This window comes from Halalkalibacter sp. APA_J-10(15) (assembly GCF_023017105.1).
Classification (GTDB): domain Bacteria; phylum Bacillota; class Bacilli; order Bacillales; family Bacillaceae_D; genus Halalkalibacter.
Window position 1 is genome coordinate 105590 of record NZ_JALKEV010000013.1, and the last position, 21612, is coordinate 127201.

The following is a 21612-nucleotide window of genomic DNA, read 5'->3' on the forward strand; positions in this document are numbered from 1 at the left end:
TCCTCCGATTTAAATCATATAATGAATAATATCCGCTTCTGAGAGCTCTTCACTTCGATAAAATTCTTTTTTTATAGCGCCATCTTTCATAACTAAGATTCGATCTGCCAAGCCAATTAATTCTCCCATCTCTTCCGAAATAAGAACAAATGATTTCCCTTCTTTCTTAAGCTTAATAATGAGTTGATACATCGCTTGTTTAACACCAACATCAACTCCTCTCGTTGGACAATCTAGGATCAGGATACTTGAGCCTCTTCCAACCCATTTACTAAACACAACCTTTTGCTTGTTTCCACCTGAAAGATCTCCAACCGCTTGATTCATCGATCGACATTTAATATTAAGTTGGTCAATCTGCTCCTGAACATATTTTTTTTCATCTTTATTAAACAAAAACAATTTATGTTTCTTTAACTGATCTAAATGGGCAATCGCAATATTATCTCGAATGCTACTATTTAGCGATAACGCTTCCACATCACGGTCTTTTGAAACATATCCCATTCTTTCACGCATCGCTATACGCTCTGAAGTCACTTCTATCTGATTATTCACTTGAACGGTACCGCTTTCAGCACGCTCAAAACCAAATAAGCATTTCCCTAATGTATGCATCCCACAATGAGACAAGCCTCCAATTCCTACTATCTCTCCTTGATGAAGGTCAAAGCTAATATCCTTCAAAGTATCTGATTTTGATAACCCTTTCACTTTTAAGACGACTTTGTCATCTCTCGTACAATCAAAATCTTCTCGGTAATAACTCCCCTTTAATTCCCTGCCGACTAAAAGCTTCTTAATGAAATCTTCATCAAATTCACTTTTCATCACATTTTTTATGAAGTTACCATCTCTTAATACTGTTAAAGCATCACATTTCTCCATCATTTCATCTAAATCATGCGAGATTAGGATAACTGATTTGTCCCTGTCCTTTTGATCAGACATAATCTTGTACAAAATTTCCCGTCCATGGTAAGAAAGAGCCGTCGTTGTTTCATCAACAATCAGTACCTCTGGGTCTTTATACATCACCTTTGCGATCTCAACGAGCTTTCGATCTTGCATATCTAAGGAAATCATCATTTGATTAGGTACGATATGATCAATTCCGACCTTATCCAATGCCTCCTGCGCTTTCTCATATAATCGCGTCTTATTTACAAACCCTAACTTCTTAAATTGATTGATTTCCCCTAAAAAGATATTCTCTGCTACTGTTACGCCACCAACCGTTCCATTCTCTTGAACAATAATTCCAATACCTTCTCTTAACGAATCAACCATACTAATCGGTTCATACGGCTTATTTTTAAAGGTCAGACCCCCTTTAAAATCACGTTGAATACCTGAAATAATTGATGATAACGTTGACTTTCCAGAACCGTTCTCGCCAATTAATCCTCTAATTTCCCCACGATATAAGTCCATATCTACTTGATTTAAGGCTACTGTTGCACCAAACTTTTTGGTGATTTTTTCTGCTCGTAATATGGGTTCCGCTTTCATTTTTTTCCCCTTTCCCTCATCACGATGTTTCATTTCTACATAAAATGATAACCCTTTCAATCTTTCACTCCTAGAACGATCCTTACGTAGAATGATACGGATTTTTAATGAATCAGCTTTCTTTTTAAGCCCATGTTTTAAACGACATTAAAAAAGTGTATATTCTAAGCCACTGAAAAAGGACAAATCGACTTTTTCAGTACCTTTCATTTGATTAGCAATGGCTTCACTCGTTGCATGGGGAGTTGATCTGAACGTGCTCTTCTTTCAAATCAACGTGTAACGTACGAAACCGACGCCATCCGTTACTCTACTTACAGCCTCCTTGATGAAACGTGCTACGGCTTTTCACTAAATGAAATAAAGGTACTTATTTAGGCTTAACTTGCCATAATAAGTACCTTCTCTAACCTGATTTAAAACCTATTTCTTTTCTTTTGTTATTTGAAACTGTAAGACAAGTTCATGAAGCTTAGTTGATAACCCTTTCAAATCTTGCGCGTTATTTGTAATAATTGAGATGGCTTCATTAGCCTTTTTCGTTGTTACAGAACTTTCTTCAATCGTTGCTGCTGATTCTTCAGATACTGCAGCAATTTCTTGAAGCGCATGATTAATCTCAGTAGAATGACTCATCACATGTACTAAATAATTAGTGATTCCTTCTAAATTACCACCTACTCCTTCAATTGATTGTTTCATTTGCTTAAATGTCATTTCAGTCCCATTCATTTGCTCCTTCCCTTTCTCCACTTCTTCGTATCCTTTTTCTAAAGAATGGCTAACAGCTTGTGATTTGATTGAATATTTTGTACGACATTTCTAATATCATTTAATGAAAAACCAACCTGTTCTGCTAACTTCCTAACTTCCTGTGCAACCACTGCAAATCCTTTTCCATATTCACCTGCACGCGCCGCTTCAATCGTTGCATTAAGAGCTAACAGATGAGTTTGTTCACTTATCTCGTTAATAATTGCTAATAATTTCGAAATAGATTCCGTTTCTTTCTCGAGTCCTTTCATACGTAAGACAGCTTCTTTTACAATATTATGAATCTCATCCATTTGACTAATAGATCCCTTCATCGCACCTTCACCTTGATAAGTTAACTCCAAAACAGTGTTTGATGAGCCCATAGCTTCTTGGCCCTTGGTGTTCAACTCTTCCAGATTTTCAACAAAGTGTTCCATTAATACAGAAATAGAAGTCGCTTTGTCTGCTTGCACATCAGATCCAACTGACAATTCCTGCATCGTATCTGTTAACTGCTTTGAATGGTTCAAAACATTACCTGCAGAATGAGTTAACTCAGTACTTTGATTATCCACCTTAGTTGACATGTGATTCATTTCTATAACCATCTCTCTCAAACGCTCTCTCATTGAATAAACAGAACGAGATAACATCCCAATTTCATCTTTGCTTTCATATGAAGTGAAGTCCCCACTTAAATTTCCTGTTGCAATTTGATCACTACACATAACAACTTGACGAAGCCTTCCAGATAGATGTCGACTTATGAAAAAGACAAGTAATCCACCGATTATAAGAGTGATTGTCATCGCTATGACTAATACTAAAAATGTAACCATAATCATTTGATGAGTATGGTTGGTTGCCATTGAACGTTCTTCATTAATGGTCTCAATTAATTGATCGAGTACATGAAGAGTCTCACTTCTCACTTCATTAGCTCTCTGCACTAAATCATATAAACCATCTTGATTGTTTGAATTCACTAACTCTAAAATTTCTTCAAAGAATAACGTATTAAAAAGCTGATCATTATGGATTACTTGCTCATAAAGCACCTGTTGTTCTTCTGTTACGATATCCCCTTTAACTCGTTCAATAATCGTATCAAATTCCTCTTGAAATTGTGTAAACTCTACTTCTGAGATATAAGCCGAATTCCTTAACCCAGCAAAATTAACTGCTTGAATCGACTTGGCACGAAATAATGAACCGAGTTCTGTCATTTCAATGGCCGTGTCCCCTTTATGCTCTAATTCGTTAACTGTCTCGCCGATGGTGTTAATGTATAATGAGACGATTGCCGTTGACACAATTAAAAAAAAGAAAATAACTAGCATTACTAAGCCATATTTCCACCCTATTTTCAAGTTTTGAAATTTTAGCCTTAATAAAACGCTATCATTTTTGAGCATTACAATCCTCCTCCTTCTTGAACGTATATATCGTTCCATCTTCATAGTTCTATCGTAATCACAATAGAACTTTTGCTCTACGTTTATTTTTAAGGAGGATCATACATGATTTTCATATCCTCTTTTTTTCTTCTTACTACAGCACCTATAAAGGACATCTATCATAAATATTTGTAGGTCGGCTTTTAATCTACACTTTTTTCATATATAATAATGCCATTCACAATGGACTAAGGAGAAACGGGGTTTTAAAATTGGAACAGAACTACGAAATCATACAATACGAAGGGGTTGCTCCTTTAAAATTGTTCATTCATCAAATTGGCCATGTTCTGAAGCATTGGCATAAGGAAATAGAACTATTATTCCTATTAGAAGGCGAAGTCAGTATTCTCATTAACGATAAGTCCTATTTACTAAAGGAAGGCGATCTTATACTCATTAACAGTAATGATTTGCACGAGCTCCATTCTGACCATGGTGTATTAATTGCTTTGCAGATCAACCTGGATGACTTTAACATTCCTGATGAATTGAAAACAACTACGTTTCTTTGCAATTCAATGGAGGAACCAAGCAAATCCTATGAAACGATTAAATCGTTGATCGCCAATATGATTCAAACCAATTCGATTCAAGATGAATCAACGAAAATTTATAATGTATCGCTTTGCTATGCTTTAATAGCTGAGCTAACTCGTAATTTCAAATCAACTCAGTCAACGACCCACCAAATTAAAACAAGAAAGCATTTAGATCGTTTAAGTAATATTTTAGATTATGTCAAAAAACACTATACTGAAAATATCTCCTTAGCGGATATTGCCAATCGTGAACATTTATCACTACCTTATTTATCGAGTTTTTTTAATAAATATATTGGCATGAACTTTACGGAGTATTATGACAAAATACGAATTGACTATGCCGTAAATGACTTACTATCATCTGATTTATCGATTGAAGAAATCGCCCTTAAACATGGCTTTCCGATGACACGTTCTTTTGTAAGGGCATTCAAAAAAGAGTATGGCGTATTACCTAGCCTGTACCGTAAGCAACATGCTTATGAAGCATTCGAAGCAAAAAAAGAAGAAAGTAAGCTTGTGAACTATATAGACTTCGAACCTCAAAACTATTTATCTAAATTAGAAAAATATTTTAACAAACCAGAAAAGCATTATGAGCTTTTGAAGAAAAGTAATTATGTCATAACGACAGACCCTGTGAATATAAACAATTCTATAAGGACGCTAGATCACACATTCAAAACGTTCACATCTGTTGGTAGAGCCAAAGAGCTACTGTATAGTGAAGTACAGGAGATGCTTACCGAATTACAGCAAACAGTCAGCTATCGCTACATTAAATTTCATGGATTGCTATCAGACGATATGCTCGTTTGTCGTCGAATGAAATCTGGACAATTGACATTTAGTTTCGTTCTCATTGATAAGGTTATCGATTTCTTGCTATCGATTGATTTGAAACCGTTAATTCAGCTTTCCTTCATGCCAGAGGCGCTTGCTAGTCATCGAGAAAAAACGATCTTTGCAGCAAAGATGAACACGTCTTTTCCAATCGATATCAATGAGTGGAACTTACTGATTGAAAAGCTATTGCAGCACTTGGCAAAGCGTTATGGAAGAAAGGAATTAGAAGAGTGGTTGTTTTGTGTATGGAATGAACCGGATACGTCACCCAATATGTTTGGCCTAAATAGTGAAGAAGAATTTTACGAATTATATTTAAATACATACCAAACGGTCAAATCATTTCATTCACCATTATCATTTGGAAGCCCTTCCCTTTTACTTATTACGAAAATAAACATCGAATGGGCCAAAAGCTTCTTGAATTGGACAAGACAAATGGATTGTGCTCCTGATTTTTTAAATTTGCATTATTATGCTAATGATTTTGAAAATTTCAAGGAAAGCACAAATCAACTCTTTAGTCAAAACAAATTAAGCACCGATGACAACAACTTTAATAAATACATTTCCAAAGTGAAGTCTTTATTAATTGAAGTCGAACTACCCGCACTAAATATTTATTTAACGGAGTGGAATTTAACCGTTTCACACCGCAATCCGATCAATGATACTTGCTTTTTAGCATGTTATTTGGCAAAGAACTTATTAGAAAACTATGACCGTTTAGATAGTTTCGGCTATTGGACATTAACTGATCTTATTGAGGAGCAGCAATTTGATCATGATATGTTCCACGGTGGTCTCGGCTTATTCACTTATAACCAAGTAAAAAAACCCCATTATTATATTTTTGAATTTATGAATAGACTAGGATCCGACTTACTTGCCTATGGGAATGGATATTTCATTACAAAATCAGCACGATCCATCCAAATAATTTGTTACAATTATGAGCATTATAGTAATCTTTTTGCTGATGGGAAAACCTTTGATTTAAGCCATTTTGATCGATATTCAGCTTTTCCAAATCATGCAACAATGGACATCTCGATCCCCCTTTCTCATTTACAAAATGGGAACTATCGAGTGAAAGAATATCGTGTAAATCAGCATTACGGAAGTGCCTATGACAAATGGGTAGAGATGGGCAGTGTCCCACTTGAACAGGATGACATCAACTTGTTAAAAAATACATCTGCCCCATCAGCCAATTTCTTTACTGTTTCTGTCAACGAAAACGAATGGATCTATTATGCTACGCTTGAACCACTTGAAGTGAAATTTATTGAAATTAGCCTTCTAGAAACATAGTAAGATTAATACAGCCATAGTGCTTTCTTAGAAGCATCGTGCGGTTATGTATTAAAAACTGCTCATAGAAAGAAGAAAGACTCTCTATGAGCAGTTTTTGCGTATCTTTATCTTATTCAAACTCCTGCAAATACTCCGCCAACGCCAGCACTGACAAAGATTGTCCATATGGCATTGGAGTAATCTTAATTTCTTTATAAAATTCGAACGTATCACCCATCCCAGTACCGACTGAAACCTTTTGGACAGCTCCTTCTTCATTGATTTCATGAACAAGTCCATCAATCGATTTTAACCCGACTTCTTTGTATTTAGCATCAATGTAGCCTTTATGAACTGATTTCAAAATACCGTAAGCAAAGCCTGCAGTTGCTGATGCTTCTAAATAAGACGTGTTATCGTTAATAAGCGTATGCCATAAGCCGCTTTCATGCTGATGCTCCGCTAACGCTTCGACTTGTCTGTTTAACGTATCGATGAGGAATGCTCTGAAGCCGTCACCTTCTTCCAGCTCTAATATTTCAATGATTTCAGGGATTGCAATCGTTATCCAGCAGTTTCCTCTTGCCCATAACGCTTCGGCATAGTGATGGTTCTCTTCAAATGTCCACCCGTGAAACCAAAGACCTGTTTTACGATCACTCAAATATTTGATATGAATGAGGAATTGCTTCTTGGCTTCTTCAATATAATCTTGACGGTTAAAAAGCATGCCGATTTTCGCTAATGGTAGTACGGTCATCATTAACGTATCGTCCCAAAGCTGATTTTTGTTCTCTGGCCCGTACGTCATATGCTGCAAGCCGTCTTCCTTTGTCCGTGGCATATCGTTCATCACCCATTCAGCCCATTCTTCTAGATGAGGAATAAGTTCCTTATCATTCGTATCTTCATATAGAAAGGCTAATGTAAGTAGGGGCGCCATTGTATTGACATTTTTCGGTGGTACCCCTTCTTCAAAGCGATCATGAAACCAATCAGTTACAATCCGTAATGCCTTTTCATCCTTTGTTAAACGCCAATATTTATAAATCCCGTAAAGCCCGACCCCTTGTGGCCAATTCCACACCTTCCAGCTCTTATCATCAACGACTAACCCATCAAAGTTTAACAGAAATTCTCCTGTATCATCTTGAATGGTCGTTAAATTCGTCATTAGTAAATCAATTTGTTGAACGACCTGATCTCGAGTCATCTCTCTTCATCCTTTCTGCTTACATTTTAGAATGATAGAACGCGGTATTCATAAGCACCGATTTCTAACTGGCCTTCTGACACCTTCTCTTTCGTTAATGCATCAATCGCATCTTTCGGCAGCGTGACATGTCCGCCTTGACCATCCATATTGACAATCACCCACGAGTGCTTGCCTTCGTCATCAATTCGTGGGGCGACAACCGTTCCGTGTGTCACATCTGTTCGCACATTGACTCCCGCATCTGTTGCATAATGATCAATGATCGTCTTTAATAAAGAGTCCCCTTCTTCTCCAACAGGTAAAGACCCAAGGTGTACGATTTTCCCTTTACCAACCTTCGACTCAGTGATAAATGCTTTTCCACTCGAGTTTCCACCTTTTATTGTACCGACAGCTGTTTGTTCATCATACTCAAACACCGTACTCCACAATCCTAACGGCGCTTGATAACCAAAGGCGTGCCCGATTGAACCCGTTCCATCGATAGGATATGTGTACAACGCTTCCACATCAGCGATTTTTTCAAGCTTACCTAGTGCGTCATCTGTATGAATTGTATGCTCCTTCGTACGTCCTCCACTTAACGGTCCAATAATCCATGTTCCACCATTTTTCACGAATTCAACAGCCTGCTTACGATACTCATCTGAAATGTGTGGCAAAAATGGGGTAAACAGAAGTTTATACCCTTCTAAGCTAGCCTTCTCTGGAATGACATCACGATGCACACCCAAAGACACAAAATGATTGTAAAAATTCGTCACCAATGCCCTGAAATCCATTTGTTGCAACGGCTCCGTTTGGAAAAACGCCTTCGCCTGATCTGAATACGTGATAGCAACGTCGGCCTGCTGTGGTTTGGTTGCAACGATAAAAGGCTCCATTTGCTTTCTCATTTCTTCCACTTCTTGAACACCTTGAAAACCGACCGTTGGTTTCCCCCAAGCACTAATGACCGAGCCGTGTGGCTGCTCACAGCCCGCACGCTGCTGTCTCCATAACCAATAACAAAATGCACCACCACCTAGTGCATAGGCCGCCACAGCCTCTGCACGTAAATAGCCGTTCGCATGAGGACTCGCATAGCTTTCAAGTGACGCGGCATAAGATGTGCTCGTTTCCATAATCCAAAAGTCTCGACCCTTTTTAAAATTTCTCCACAAATCACAATTCATTAAATACGATGCCCTATTCTCCTGTGTAGCATATGTATCAAAAGAAGCGAAGTCAAGATGTTCAAATAACCTTTCATTATCAACTGAAAAAGGAATATTACTATTATGCGTAATCGGAGCATTTGAATGTTGACGAATGATATCAGCCTGACTATCTGAGAATTCCGCAATCTTCTCCATAGAAAACTGACGGTACATCGTACTTAGCGAAGAGTTATGAAGAAATGGAGCTGGCCCGGACTGAGGCACTTGATCGAACGAATGATAATATTCACTCCAAATTTTCGTTCCCCAGGCTTCATTTAGCTGTTCAATCGTCTCGTAGCGCTCCTCTAACCATTGATGCCATAACGCCCGGCACGTTTCGCACATACACTCACTTACATGGCATTTAAATTCATTATCAATTTGCCAACCGATAACTCCCGGTAACGAACCAATCGCTTTAGCCATATGCTCAGTGATCTCATTGGCTTTTTTCCGAAAGTACGGATGATTCGTACACGCATGCTGACGTGAACCATGCCCCATCACTTTCCCCTCACCGTTCACATACATTCTCTCTGGATGATTATGTGTAAACCAAATCGGTGGAGTAGGCGTAGGTGTACACATCACTGTCTCGATCCCATTCTCATATAGCTTGTTAATGATATCAACGAAAAAACTAATGTCGATCTTCCCTTCCTCAGGCTCCATCGTATGCCAAGCGAACTCTCCCATTCGTGCTACGTTAATGCCTGCTTCCTTCATGAGCTTAATATCCTCTTCTATCACCTTCTCATCCCAAAGCTCAGGATAATAAGCTGCACCATGATAGAGCTTATTTGCCATATTCACCACTCCGTTCTTGTCTCTTTTCACTTAACGAATGAGTACACATTCTCGACATGTCCTACCGACTACTATGAATCCGCTTACTTTTTTCTACGTATTTCACCATTCCAAAGCTTAGATTACTAGAATAACAACGTTTTTATCTCATTGCTTAATAAAGTAATATTCATTAAAATGGTATCATACGGTATACATCGTGTCTAATGAAGAAAGCTCTAAAAACTATTGAAAAACAACAATATAAAAGCTAAGACCCTTGCTTACAAACCATACTTTTTAACTAATGCATTATATTCATCACGTGTAACCGTCATCACCCCACCATGCTTCGAATGCACAGGGATGTCTAGTCCTTCTTCCTTTTTTGCGAATTGTCCCGTTTTCAAATCATTTGTGTAGTACGGGAAATACTTTTTCTCAACTGCGTAATGATCTAATAAGAGACACCATTTATCCTCGTTCTTTAATTTAAAGCACGCCGGCCCTTCGACACCAACGACTTGATTTAAGTTCGTTTCAATTTCTTGAAATTCTCCAAGCAATGAATTAGAAACTTCCATCGTAATACTCTTAACCGTTTCATCTTTAGAAAAGCGATAATACACGCCATTTTCTTCAATAATCGTCGTATCAATCACATGGTTCTGTCGTTCAATATAAATTTCAGGTTTTGTAAACTTTTTAAAATCGGTCGTTTTCGCATAATAGATTCTTTGCTTCTCTGCCCCAAACCCTTCTCTCGATGCCCAAAATACGAGAAAATCATCATTTTCCTTATCATAAATCGCTTCTGGTGCCCAAACACAACCTGCCGTCTCTAACCCGACGTTCACCAATCGTTGCTCCGACCACTCTACTAAATTACTCGATTCCCAAACGACGATATGCTGACTACCTGACCTCTGTACCTCGTCCCAATCTTTCTGGTCATGCATTGATAAATCAGTGCCAATTAAATAGAATTTCCCTTCCTTAGGAGAACGAATAATAAACGGATCTCTTACTCCCTTATCCCCTAACGTAGATCTGAGAACAGGCTTTCTATCATTCAGCGTTTGCCACGTGATACCATCCTTACTCACAGAAAAATAAACCTGCTCTGAATCTGGGCTTCCTACATCTTGATGGATAAAATGGACAAATAAATAAGCATCAAATTGCGCAGACTTCGCTCCATGTGTCATGCTAAAATCCCTCCAATGTATTTGGTTGCTTAACTCTATTAAAACGTTATCATTATTTAGATCGTTAAACAAGATTGGGATTTTAACACTTAAGTAAAGTGTTTAACGTTTTCCTTATTAAATTCCTCTATATTAGCAGACAAATGAGAATACTCCTTTTCATTTTGGACAACTTATACTTAAGTGAAATGATTTTTATTTAACAAAGGAGTCCCTATGAAAAAAATTCAATCCAATTCCATAAATTACACCCTTTTAGTGATCGTTTGGCTAATAACCATTATAAGTTTACTTAAATTAGTACCTAGCGATAAAGTGAGACAAGCAAATATTATATTCCTTTTTAAGCAACTAGTAACGTGGTTATTAGGATTAATTGTTGTAGAACTGAATCTCATACGATATCCGAAAAGGTTTTTTAAAAAGGGAAACGCTAGTAGCTTTACGTTTGAGTATTTTATTTTTCCTAGTATTTGTGTCATTTTCAATTTGTACTATCCAACAACAAAAAGCTTGTCTATAAAGTTTATTTATCATGTTCTATACTCAGCTTCAATGACAGTAATCGAACTAGTATTTGAAAAATTCACATTACTTATTGAGTACAAACATTGGAACTGGTACTATACTTTCATTTCATTAACCTGCACATTTTATTTATCTAGAGTGTATTATCAATGGTTTTACAATGAAAAACGCAATCCCTTTAGCATGTAACATGATTATTTTTACTAACACTACTTCAGCCAAACACGATACAAGCGGTCATCATTCTCGTCAGGCTCTCCTCTTCCATCCGTATTATTGCTTATAAAATAGAGCGAAGTACCGTCTACTAGCACATCCCTTATCCTACCAATATTACTAATCACTTCTCTCTGTTCACCTGTTTCAAGGTCAAATTCTAATAAAGCTGTCCCTCGTAATGTCGCAACATATAGCTTCCCATCATAATAGTCCATACCTGAAGGAGCCCATGTTTCTTCACTTCCTGATGTGAAAAGAGGAGAAATCATCCCTTCCTCTTCTTCATGTCCTTCAATTATTGGCCAGCCATAATTTTGTCCTGCCTCAATTTCATTGATTTCATCATTTGCTGTTTGTCCGTGCTCACTCGAATACAGTGATCCATCTGAAGACCATGTTAATCCTTGTGGGTTGCGATGTCCGTAGCTATAAACATAGGAGTTTGGGAAAGGATTATCGTCTGGAATTGAGCCATCCAGGTTCATTCTTAATATTTTCCCACCTAAGGAATCACGATCTTGAGCGATATGAGGCTCGGCTGCATCACCTGTTGCCACGTAGAGCTTTTCATCAGGTCCGATTTTGATTCTGCCACCATGATGAACATTCCCGCTCGGAATATGATCGAGAAGGACATTCTCTTCTCGCCATACATTCTCTTCTAAACGAAGGCTAACAACACGATTAAACTGGCCACTCTCATCTTTATATGTGTAATAAGCGTAGGCTAATTGCGTTTCCAGGAATTGCGGATCTAATACAACTCCTAACAGCCCAGCTTCGGCAGCCGTTGCAAGCTCCTTTTCCAGCTGAACAGATTGTGCTTCTGTTTCTCCATCCTCTACTTTGACAATATTCCCAGGTCTCTCCGACAAGTAAATGGTATCTTCATACTTTTCAATTGCCCAAGGTATGTCTAAATCCTCTGTAACAATTTCATATCCATTAGCTGTTTGTCTTTCTTCTACATCATCTACTGTCATTCCCCCTCCATTGACTGGCTGACTCTCTTCCGACTCCATGTTTGGTTGATCGTTTGCAGAACATCCTAATAGGAAAAGGATACTGAACAAAGGTATAACAAAATGTTTTTTCATTTTTGTTCCTTTCCTTTCTTTATTATTATCACTGACAACCATTTATATCGATTTTTCCTTATATTTGAAATACATTCAATAACTTTCTCTTACCCTCTATATAATAAAACGAAACGATTAAAATAAAAGAAACATAAAAAAACTCAAAACAGGAAAGCCCTTGTCTAATAGGACTTCCCTTTTTGGAGAATATACTTCTCAATTCAATAAACTCTTTATAAAAGTGTCTTTTAATAATTCATTTTGACTAGACAATTCCTTTTCTTATTTACTATCAGCTTAGAACTATTTCCATGAAAAAATCAAATTCATTTTTATGGTTAGCGGAATCTGAACCAAATTGCTCTTTTACTACATGTAACAGATTATTGATAGATGTACTTTCTTGGTGTGCAAGTAGTAAGCAATTAAAAAAACTATATATAGCGTGCTACCTGTGATGTTTAAAGACAATTATGGAAAGACAGTTTTTTAAAGTTCATTTATCAAGGTTATGAAATTGCATTAACAAGTTGGTCTAGTGCTTCGTTGATCGGGGTTACTGGACGACCGAGAACCTTTTCAAAATCAGTGCTTTCAACTTCTAGTGAACCGTTCCGAATGCTTCCTTGAATTCCTACTACAATTGGAATCACAAAATCAGGTAAACCTAACCCTTTCATGATCTGTGCATATTCTTCATCTCCTACTTGTTGTACAGGTATTTCTTTACCTAATACATGACCAAGAGCTGATGCCAATTCTTCTTGTGTTAATAGAGGACCAGAAAGTTCATACACTGTATTTTCATGACCGTTTCCAACAAGGACAGCTGCTGCTGCATCTGCGTAATCTTGTTGCAATGCCCAGCCTACTTTCCCTAATCCAGCAGAAGTTACCCATGGAGATCCCGCGATAGCCCCTTGAATGCTTCCGATTTCGTTTTCTAAATACCAATTGTTGCGCAAGAAAGAATATGGGATGCCAGTCTTAATAATGGCGTCTTCTGCAGCAACATGAGGAGGAGCCATTACATTTTTACTTTCTTGTGCATTTGCTAAACTTGTGTAAGCAATAAATTTCACCCCTGCACGTTCAGCCGCTTCAACTGCATGAGTATGTTGAAGAACCCTAGTATCATTGTCACCATCAGCAGAAATAATTAATAATCGATCCACCCCTGAAAAAGCATGATCTAATGATTCTGGATGATCAAAATCACCTTGACGAACTTCCACACCACGAGTACGAAGCCCTTCTGCTTTCTCTGGATTTCGCACACTCACTGCTAAATCACTTGCCGGTATAGATTTCAATAATGAATCTACCATCTTTGAACCTAATTTCCCCGTTGCTCCTGTAACTAGTATTTTCATTGCATATTTCCTCCATTTCGGTTTTTATTGTAACTATTTTAATTACATGTAATCATTTTAGTTACTTGTAGTGTATATGTCAACAACTACATGCAATTTAGTATTTTGTTCGTAATTTGTTATAATAAACTTGTAACCAAATTACTTACATGATGAGAAACGATTAAATAACGAAATAGTTCATTAGAAGGGGTGGTGACTGCTTATGTCCATCAGTAGCCGATTCTCTGTCGGAATTCATATATTGACTCTAATTGAATTTAATAAAGAAGGAGTAACAACTTCTGAATTTATAGCTTCCAGTGTTAACACGAACCCTGCTGTAATAAGAAAACTAATGGGAATGCTAAAAAAAGCTGGTTTAATAGAGGTACAGCCAGGAATTCCAGGAGCTAAACTAACCAAAGAACGATCAGATATTACACTGTTTGACGTTTATAAAGCTGTGAATGTTGTACAGGAGAACGAATTATTTAGCATACATGAAAATTCTAATCCAAATTGCCCTGTAGGCAGGAATATCCAGAATACAGTTGAACAATTATTCATAACAGCCCAACTGGCAATGGAAAAGGTTTTGAAAAGTCTTACTTTAGATGATGTTATGCAGGATGTTGTTACTCAAGAGAATAGCTGTTAAAAAGTCAACTATTAGGAATGTCTTCAGCCTATCGACAAAACCGCGCAAACGTGCGATAGTCGCTAGCTTTTTTAGTTAGGAACGTGCAACTTGTCTATAAGCGGGAAATTCCGTGTATCGTTTCTGAGTTAAAAAATCATTACTAACGATCAACTATTGAGTTATCTGGTTCTCGTATTTCATTACACACTATTTCATCAAGCTTTCAAATAAAAAATATAAATGTTCACTAGACATATTAGGCCATTTTTCCGTTCGTAGTAATATAAAGCATTGTCATTCATGAACAAAAACAGTTGTATCTTATTTAAATATCCGTTAAAACTCAACAAATTATAAAAGGCCTGTGTCCAGTATTTCACTAAACACAGGCCTTACTCTTCACCTTCAATTTATGCTAATACTTATATTTCATAATAGAAACGTTCATTTAACTGCGAATTTTCTTTGAGAAAGGAAGTATAGGATAAACCCTAATACAACAAACAGACTCCCAAACAACAGAAACGTATAATTGGCTGTAGCTGTTTCTGGTAGTTTATCTTCCTTTTCACCTTTGGAATGATCCTGATCATTTTCATTTCCATTGCTTAAATCTTTTTCTTCTTCCTTTTGTGACTGTACTTCCTCTAACCCATCTATCGCCGTTTGTAACGCTATTAACGCTTCTTGTAGCTCTTCCTCGGTCTCGATGCTTGTTACTTCCTCTTGTGCTTTTTCGATAGCTGCTTGCAACGCTTCATATGTCGCTTCTGTATAGCGACCGTCCTCATTCGTGATTGCACGGGCTTTGTCGATTAACTCTTCTAGCTCCGTCACGTCTACTTCTGGAACTTCTGGAGCTTTCTCCTCTAACCCATCTATCGCCGTTTGTAACGCTGTTAGCGCTTCTTGTAGCTCTTCCTCGGTCTCGATGCTTGTTACTTCCTCTTGTGCTTTTTCGATAGCTGCTTGCAACGCTTCATATGTCGCTTCTGTATAGCGACCGTCCTCATTCGTGACTGCACGGGCTTTGTCGATTAACTCTTCTAGCTCCGTCACGTCTACTTCTGGAACTTCTGGAGCTTTCTCCTCTAACCCATCTATCGCCGTTTGTAACGCTATTAACGCTTCTTGTAGCTCTTCCTCGGTCTCGATGCTTGTTACTTCCTCTTGTGCTTTTTCGATAGCTGCTTGCAACGCTTCATATGTCGCTTCTGTATAGCGACCGTCCTCATTCGTGACTGCACGGGCTTTGTCGATTAACCCTTCTAGCTCCGTCACGTCTACTTCTGGAACTTCCCCTTGCTCTCTAGTAACGATAATGATATATTCATTATCTGCCGTTCCATCCCCTGATTCAACCCAAATTCTAATTCGATTTTCTCCTATTTCTAAAGGAACTTCATTCATAGCTTCCGCTAACATCAATTCAGAACCATTTATTGAAATTAACGTTTGAGGTGAAAGAGCAACTGCTTCTATATCAATAGAGTCAACCTCATGTGGTACTTCTAAACTATATTCCAGTGTGTCCATATAGAATTCGGGTGATAATTCTCCTTCACTTACAGAAATACTATCTAACCTTGATTCGATTGCAGCTGTCATACGGTGAATTCTAATTTCATATTCTCTTTCTGATCCATCTTCAGCCATCACGACAAGTGAGATGACATTATCTCCCTCATCAATGCTGATCGGATGCGACTCAACTCCACTTTCCACTATTTCTCCATTAATTGTTATTGTAGAGAATATACTAAATGTCTCTGGTGTTAAATTAATTTCATCAACTGAATACGGGAGTGTTGTAGAATACAATCCTCCACTATAGCTTAAAGAACCTTGAGTCATACTTAATGATTCTAAGATGTTATCATCTTTTGCATATGGCGTTCCGTTAATCACTCTTAAATTATTTATATGTGCTGATCCATAATTTGAGCTACTAGCATGCACCTCAATATGTCCTACTTCATCCATTTGATTACGAAATGCAACTGAATCAAAAATCTGTTCTCCATTAATATATAAATCATATGTTTGAGTATTCATATTCATAACGATCTTAAGGTTATACCATTCACCCTGCTCATACGGCATTATTGTTCTTGAAACCCCTCCATCATACGCAATGAAATCCCCTTTATTCATTGCTATCGCAACACCTGGTTGTGATGATGGCTTATCATACCCATATATATATGGGATGCTAATCCATGAATTACCACTGAAAATTTCGTCATCTCTCATGACATCTAATTCAACAGTAACAATCCCTGTAACTTCACCTTCATCATAATATTTAGACAATTGGGTTCTTCCGCTATTTGTATCTCTAGTGAACTTAACACTTTTATCATTCTGAGATGGTGTCTCAACAACTTCAATACTACCACCTGATAGAATAGAATCCCAACCACTAGGTAAAGAACCTGTTTCATTATGATTAAAATCATCTATTTCGAGATATTCTGGATGTGTACCTTCGACAAATAAATTTGGCACAGGTGTTTCATAGCCTGGCAATACACGAATACCAGTTGCTTCATCGGAACCATAATTGTCTTTCATTGCTCTAATTGTGTAATTATCACCAAGTGAAATATTTTTTATAACATATTCTCCCGATTCATTTGTCAGTGTTTGAAATAGTTCCTCACCATCATAGATAACGCTTACATTTGCATTTTCAACTGGTTGACCTCGATGATCGAATACCAATCCTTTCACACTTCCATAGTCGCTATTAGACATAATCGTTATGTTTTTATTCGCAGCCGTATTTAATGCTGTTAATTCAACGGTTATCTCATGAGATTCATACTCATCCCTACTTGCTGTAACATTATATGTGCCTATTGGGATATTTCTAATAGAGTAAAAACCATTTTCATCTGTTTCAGTTGAATACTCCTCACCGTCCACATCAAGACTAACAGTCACACCACTTAATCGATTCTCATAACTATCATAAACCGTTCCAGTAATTGATTCATATTGTGACTCTGGATCACCATAATATTCAATTGCACCAATATCAGCTTTATCATTATACAGGTCATTACCGAAGAAATCCGTTCCATCGTTATAAAGGTCAAGTCCAGCATCAATTAACGAGGAGCCTGACTGTAGCCGGTATCTTTCTAACAGATGAAGGTTCGTACCTGTTTCAGGGGTTGTTATTCGTTCAAAAGGGCCCGGATTAACCATTAATGGATCAATTGTAATCGGTCCAGAATCATCTCCCGGTATCGCAAAGTCACTTCCGAAATAACTGTTATTTTCATAATTGACTCCACCACCAGTTGTTATGACGGCATTCGGATTAGTAGAATATAAGATATTGTTCTTAATATTATAAGTTGCTTCAACATAAGAGCCGTAACCATAAACTAAAAAGTTGCTGCCATTATCTTGGTATACAGTATTGTTATATACATCCGCAACTGCACTTCTATCAGAATGTAGATAGATAGGATACCTTTCGACATTCTCTATAATGTTATGTCTAATAATTACATCTCCATAACTAAACTGACAAATTAAAATCCCATCACCAGTATTGTAAATATAATTGTATTGCACAATGATATTAGTCGTTGCTCGATCCGGTCCGATCCCATTATGGTCAGCACCACCAGCCTTTCTTCTTGTATCGAACACTTCATTATACTGAACAATTACATCATCCGCATAATAAATTTCAATACCAGACGTACCAGCACCTGCTATGACATTATTTTCAATGACTGATCCTTGTACACCAGTTACATACATCCCATTGGCAGCAAAATCACTACCGTAATGTGATATATAGTTATTACGAATCGTCACATCTTTATGAGGAGTAAAATCTGGTTCCCCATAAACAGAATCACGAGATCCCCACCCAGTATATGGATTCCCACTATCATTTCCTACATATTGCTTAATTGAAATACTAGTAAATGAATTGTCTTCTAGTAACGAGTTTTCAATAATAACCCCCTCAAATTGAGTAGGTTGAGGGTTTTCAACATCTTCTACCCATGTATCAAAAACAATCCCACCAGATCTCTTTGAACGATCCCATCCTGTATTAAAGTTAAAGCCTGGATCAGAAGTTCCACTTCCTCGAATCCAGTTGACCTCTCCACTGACATCATGAATATGGACACCGTTAATATGAATATGATGTAACGTCCCAGCATCTGAACCTGTAACATAAATCCCTCTATAATCACCTAATGATTCTCCAAGTGTTGTTTCAATTGGTGCTGTGTTCGTAATTTCCAAGTGACTAATTTCCCAATATTCTTGATTTTTTAATTTTACGGTTGCGTCAACTTCCCCTTCACCTTCAATTAGAGGTAAGTCACCTTCGCCATACTTATCAATGATAATCGGTGCACCTTCCACCCCAGAGCCTTGTGGCGCTAATTGACCTTCCCATCTTTCTCCAGATTTAAATAAAATTTTATCGCCTGGTTCAAATGCAAATCCATTCACCTGATCAAGAGTCTGCCAAGCAGATTCTTCAGTCAATCCATTATTATCATCATTACCATTAGTAGCATCGACATAGAAGTTAGTTCCCGTTTCATTACCATACGAAGTTGTAGGATTCAATAGAAGTAGCAACATTATTAAAGGAAGCAAGACAACACACAAAAACATTAATCCAGGAATTTTACCCAAAACCTTAGTGCTCATTTTTTTCCTCCTAACGATTAATCGCATTTTTTGAAGTGGAAACTTCCCTCCCCCCTCCCTCCACTGTATGCGCTTTCATTATATGTTTTTGTTTAAATGTCAAACAATATAATAAACAGTGGTTGATCATCAAAAATACAGTCTTTCATAGTACGTGGTTTAATCACTTTTCATCATCTTAGGAGCATAAAAGACCAAACGTCATAGAGCTACCGTTTGGTCTTTTCATTTTTGTTTGGACATAAATGAAAGTTTCACTAGTCAGAATCCATTCCGAAAAAAACGGAAATACACCCCGTTAACTCTTTCTCCTAATTTCCTATTAACTCTTTAATCCACTTGTACTTATGCCTTCTACGATATATTTTTGGAAGAATAAAAACATTAAAAATACCGGTATAAGTGACAAAGCGGACATTGCAAACATTGCTCCCCAGTTTGTAATCGCATCAGGATCTGAATATAATTTCAAAGCTAGTGAAACAGGATATAAATCAGGTCGATTTAAATAGAGTAACGGTCCTATGAAATCATCCCATCTCCAATAAAAGGAGAAGATTGCAGCTGTTACTAAAGCTGGCTTAATTAAAGGCAAAATAATTCTAAAGAAAATAGAATATCGATTACACCCATCAATCTTAGCAGCCTCATCTAGTTCATACGGAATCGTTCTAATAAATTGGATCATCAAAAAGATAAAAAACGGAAATCCGAAAAAGGTTGGTAATATTAAAGGCTTAAACGAATTGATCCATCCGAACCAGTTAAACATAATATATTGTGGCACCATTAAAACCTCATAAGGTAGCATCATTGTCATCATCATACATACAAACCAAAAGGACTTACCTTTAAACGGAATTCTAGCAAATGCATAGGCAATTAATGATGAAAAGAAAACAGCACCGATCGTTGTGATTGTTACGATAATGAAGGAATTTTTGAAAAAGGTTCCAAACGTAACACCTCCAAACCCTTGCCAACCCGTTAGATAATTAGACAAGTCCCAATTAACAGGAATCAATGTATGGGCATTAACAAATATTTCTGAATTCTCTTTGAATGAACTAGCAAACATCCAAAGTAATGGATAAATCATAATTAACGCAAAAAGCATTAATAAAAAATGAAAAAAGTAAAATGAAAGTTTCTTCATTTTTTTGCGTCGTTTATTTCTATAGTCAATGGTGATCGATTGCTCTCTTACATTCGGATTCATGTTTGAATTTTCCATTAATTAATCTCCTTTCGACTCATAATGTACCCAGTACTTAGATGTTTTAAATATAATAGCAGTAATAATTGCAACAACTAAAAGTAACACCCAAGCCATCGCAGAAGCATAACCCATATCAAAAAACTCAAATGCTCTTCGATAAATATACAAAACATACAATAACGTGCTATCAAGCGGACCACCCTGAGTAATAATATAACTAGGAGTAAATGTCATAAAGCCATTAATTAATTGCATAACTAAATTAAAGAAAATAACAGGACTTAATAAAGGTAATGTAATCTTAAAGAAAGTGGAGAATATACCTGAACCATCAACACTTGCTGCTTCATAATAAGTAGATGGAATATTCTTTAAACCAGCTAAAAATATAAGCATTGAAGAACCGAATTGCCATGCTGATAATGAGATTAAAGCCCAAATGGCTGTTGATGGATTCCCTAGCCACGATACACCTTCAATATGAAAGAAGTTCAAAATAGAATTTATAACGCCTTCATTCCCAAATACTTGTCTCCATAAAATCGCAATTGCTACACTTCCACCAAGAATAGAAGGAAGGTAAAACACACTTCTATACAAGCCCACTAACTTCGTAATATGATTCAAAATAATCGCTACTAACAATGCAAAAGCTAACCTGATTGGGACAGAAACAAATACAAAATATAAGGTTACTTTTACAGCTTGCCAAAATCTCATATCTTCATTAAACATTCGATCATAATTTTCTAAACCAATCCATCGTGGGGTAGCAAGCATATCATAATTGGTAAAAGAAAAATAAAGTGACGAAAGAATTGGGATAATTGTAAATAGAAAAAAACTAAGTAAGAATGGTGAAATAAAAGCGTAACCGGCAATATTGTCTGATGCTAAGTTCAGTTTTGGTTTCAAAAGGATCACTCCTATCCAGTATGATATTATTTATAAAACACTTCATAATCCCAGTCGTTGTAAGTGCTTACAAACAATTTTAAGCAATATGACTTAACTACGTAATATGAAAAACAGTGTCATAAACAAAAAAAAACA

General features: G+C 36.9%; 14 protein-coding genes. 3 read left to right on the plus strand and 11 right to left on the minus strand.

Annotation, left to right across the window (positions count from 1 at the left end; translation table 11 throughout):
* Positions 1-9: 9 nt before the first annotated feature.
* The 3 genes from MW695_RS15705 to MW695_RS15715 form a co-directional block, all read right to left on the minus strand.
* Positions 10-1572, minus strand: a complete 1563-nt coding sequence (locus MW695_RS15705; protein ID WP_247106278.1) for a sugar ABC transporter ATP-binding protein — start codon at positions 1570-1572, stop codon at positions 10-12.
* 363 nt (positions 1573-1935) lie between these two features.
* On the minus strand, positions 1936-2265 hold the full coding sequence (locus MW695_RS15710; RefSeq protein WP_247106279.1) for a methyl-accepting chemotaxis protein: 330 nt from the start codon (positions 2263-2265) through the stop codon (positions 1936-1938).
* Positions 2266-2282: 17 nt separating this feature from the next.
* Positions 2283-3683, minus strand: a complete 1401-nt coding sequence (locus MW695_RS15715; protein WP_247106280.1) for a methyl-accepting chemotaxis protein — start codon at positions 3681-3683, stop codon at positions 2283-2285.
* A 254-nt stretch (positions 3684-3937) separates the two neighbouring features.
* Here MW695_RS15715 and MW695_RS15720 point away from each other — a divergent pair, with 254 nt between their 5' ends.
* Positions 3938-6430: a GH39 family glycosyl hydrolase gene (locus tag MW695_RS15720; protein WP_247106281.1), complete on the plus strand. Its 2493-nt coding sequence runs from the start codon at positions 3938-3940 to the stop codon at positions 6428-6430.
* Positions 6431-6542: 112 nt separating this feature from the next.
* Here MW695_RS15720 and bglB read toward each other — a convergent pair whose 3' ends face one another.
* The 3 genes from bglB to MW695_RS15735 form a co-directional block, all read right to left on the minus strand.
* The gene (gene bglB, locus MW695_RS15725; protein WP_247106282.1) at positions 6543-7625 is read right to left on the minus strand and encodes a beta-galactosidase BglB; all 1083 of its coding nucleotides are present in this window, start codon (positions 7623-7625) and stop codon (positions 6543-6545) included.
* A 26-nt stretch (positions 7626-7651) separates the two neighbouring features.
* Positions 7652-9637, minus strand: coding sequence for a beta-galactosidase (locus MW695_RS15730; protein ID WP_247106283.1), 1986 nt, complete (start codon positions 9635-9637; stop codon positions 7652-7654).
* Between the two features lie 263 nt (positions 9638-9900).
* Positions 9901-10824, minus strand: a complete 924-nt coding sequence (locus MW695_RS15735) for a glycoside hydrolase family 43 protein (RefSeq protein ID WP_247106284.1) — start codon at positions 10822-10824, stop codon at positions 9901-9903.
* A gap of 216 nt (positions 10825-11040) precedes the next feature.
* Between MW695_RS15735 and MW695_RS22830 the strand changes: the two genes are divergently transcribed.
* A complete protein-coding gene (locus MW695_RS22830; RefSeq protein WP_283399266.1) occupies positions 11041-11541 on the plus strand; it encodes a CBO0543 family protein in 501 nt (166 codons plus the stop codon).
* Positions 11542-11561: 20 nt separating this feature from the next.
* Here MW695_RS22830 and MW695_RS15740 read toward each other — a convergent pair whose 3' ends face one another.
* Positions 11562-12668 carry a PQQ-dependent sugar dehydrogenase gene (locus MW695_RS15740; RefSeq protein ID WP_247106285.1) on the minus strand — a complete coding sequence of 369 codons (1107 nt, stop codon included), beginning with the start codon at positions 12666-12668 and terminating at the stop codon, positions 11562-11564.
* A gap of 491 nt (positions 12669-13159) precedes the next feature.
* Positions 13160-14023 (minus strand): SDR family oxidoreductase, encoded by an 864-nt coding sequence (locus MW695_RS15745; protein WP_247106286.1) that lies wholly within the window; start codon positions 14021-14023, stop codon positions 13160-13162.
* 205 nt (positions 14024-14228) lie between these two features.
* On the opposite strand from MW695_RS15745, the gene MW695_RS15750 reads away from it, so the two are divergent.
* Positions 14229-14663: an Rrf2 family transcriptional regulator gene (locus tag MW695_RS15750; RefSeq protein ID WP_247106287.1), complete on the plus strand. Its 435-nt coding sequence runs from the start codon at positions 14229-14231 to the stop codon at positions 14661-14663.
* Positions 14664-15089: 426 nt separating this feature from the next.
* Here the strand turns inward: MW695_RS15750 and MW695_RS15755 are convergent, their stop codons facing one another.
* The 3 genes from MW695_RS15755 to MW695_RS15765 all read right to left on the minus strand — a co-directional run bounded on the left by MW695_RS15755 (position 15090) and on the right by MW695_RS15765 (position 21474).
* Complete coding sequence (locus MW695_RS15755) at positions 15090-19340, minus strand: carboxypeptidase regulatory-like domain-containing protein (protein ID WP_247106288.1); 4251 nt, start codon at positions 19338-19340, stop codon at positions 15090-15092.
* A 322-nt stretch (positions 19341-19662) separates the two neighbouring features.
* A complete protein-coding gene (locus MW695_RS15760; protein WP_483299866.1) occupies positions 19663-20457 on the minus strand; it encodes a carbohydrate ABC transporter permease in 795 nt (264 codons plus the stop codon).
* A gap of 120 nt (positions 20458-20577) precedes the next feature.
* Entirely contained in the window at positions 20578-21474 is an 897-nt protein-coding gene (locus MW695_RS15765) for a carbohydrate ABC transporter permease (RefSeq protein WP_247106289.1), read from the minus strand.
* Positions 21475-21612 lie beyond the last annotated feature (138 nt).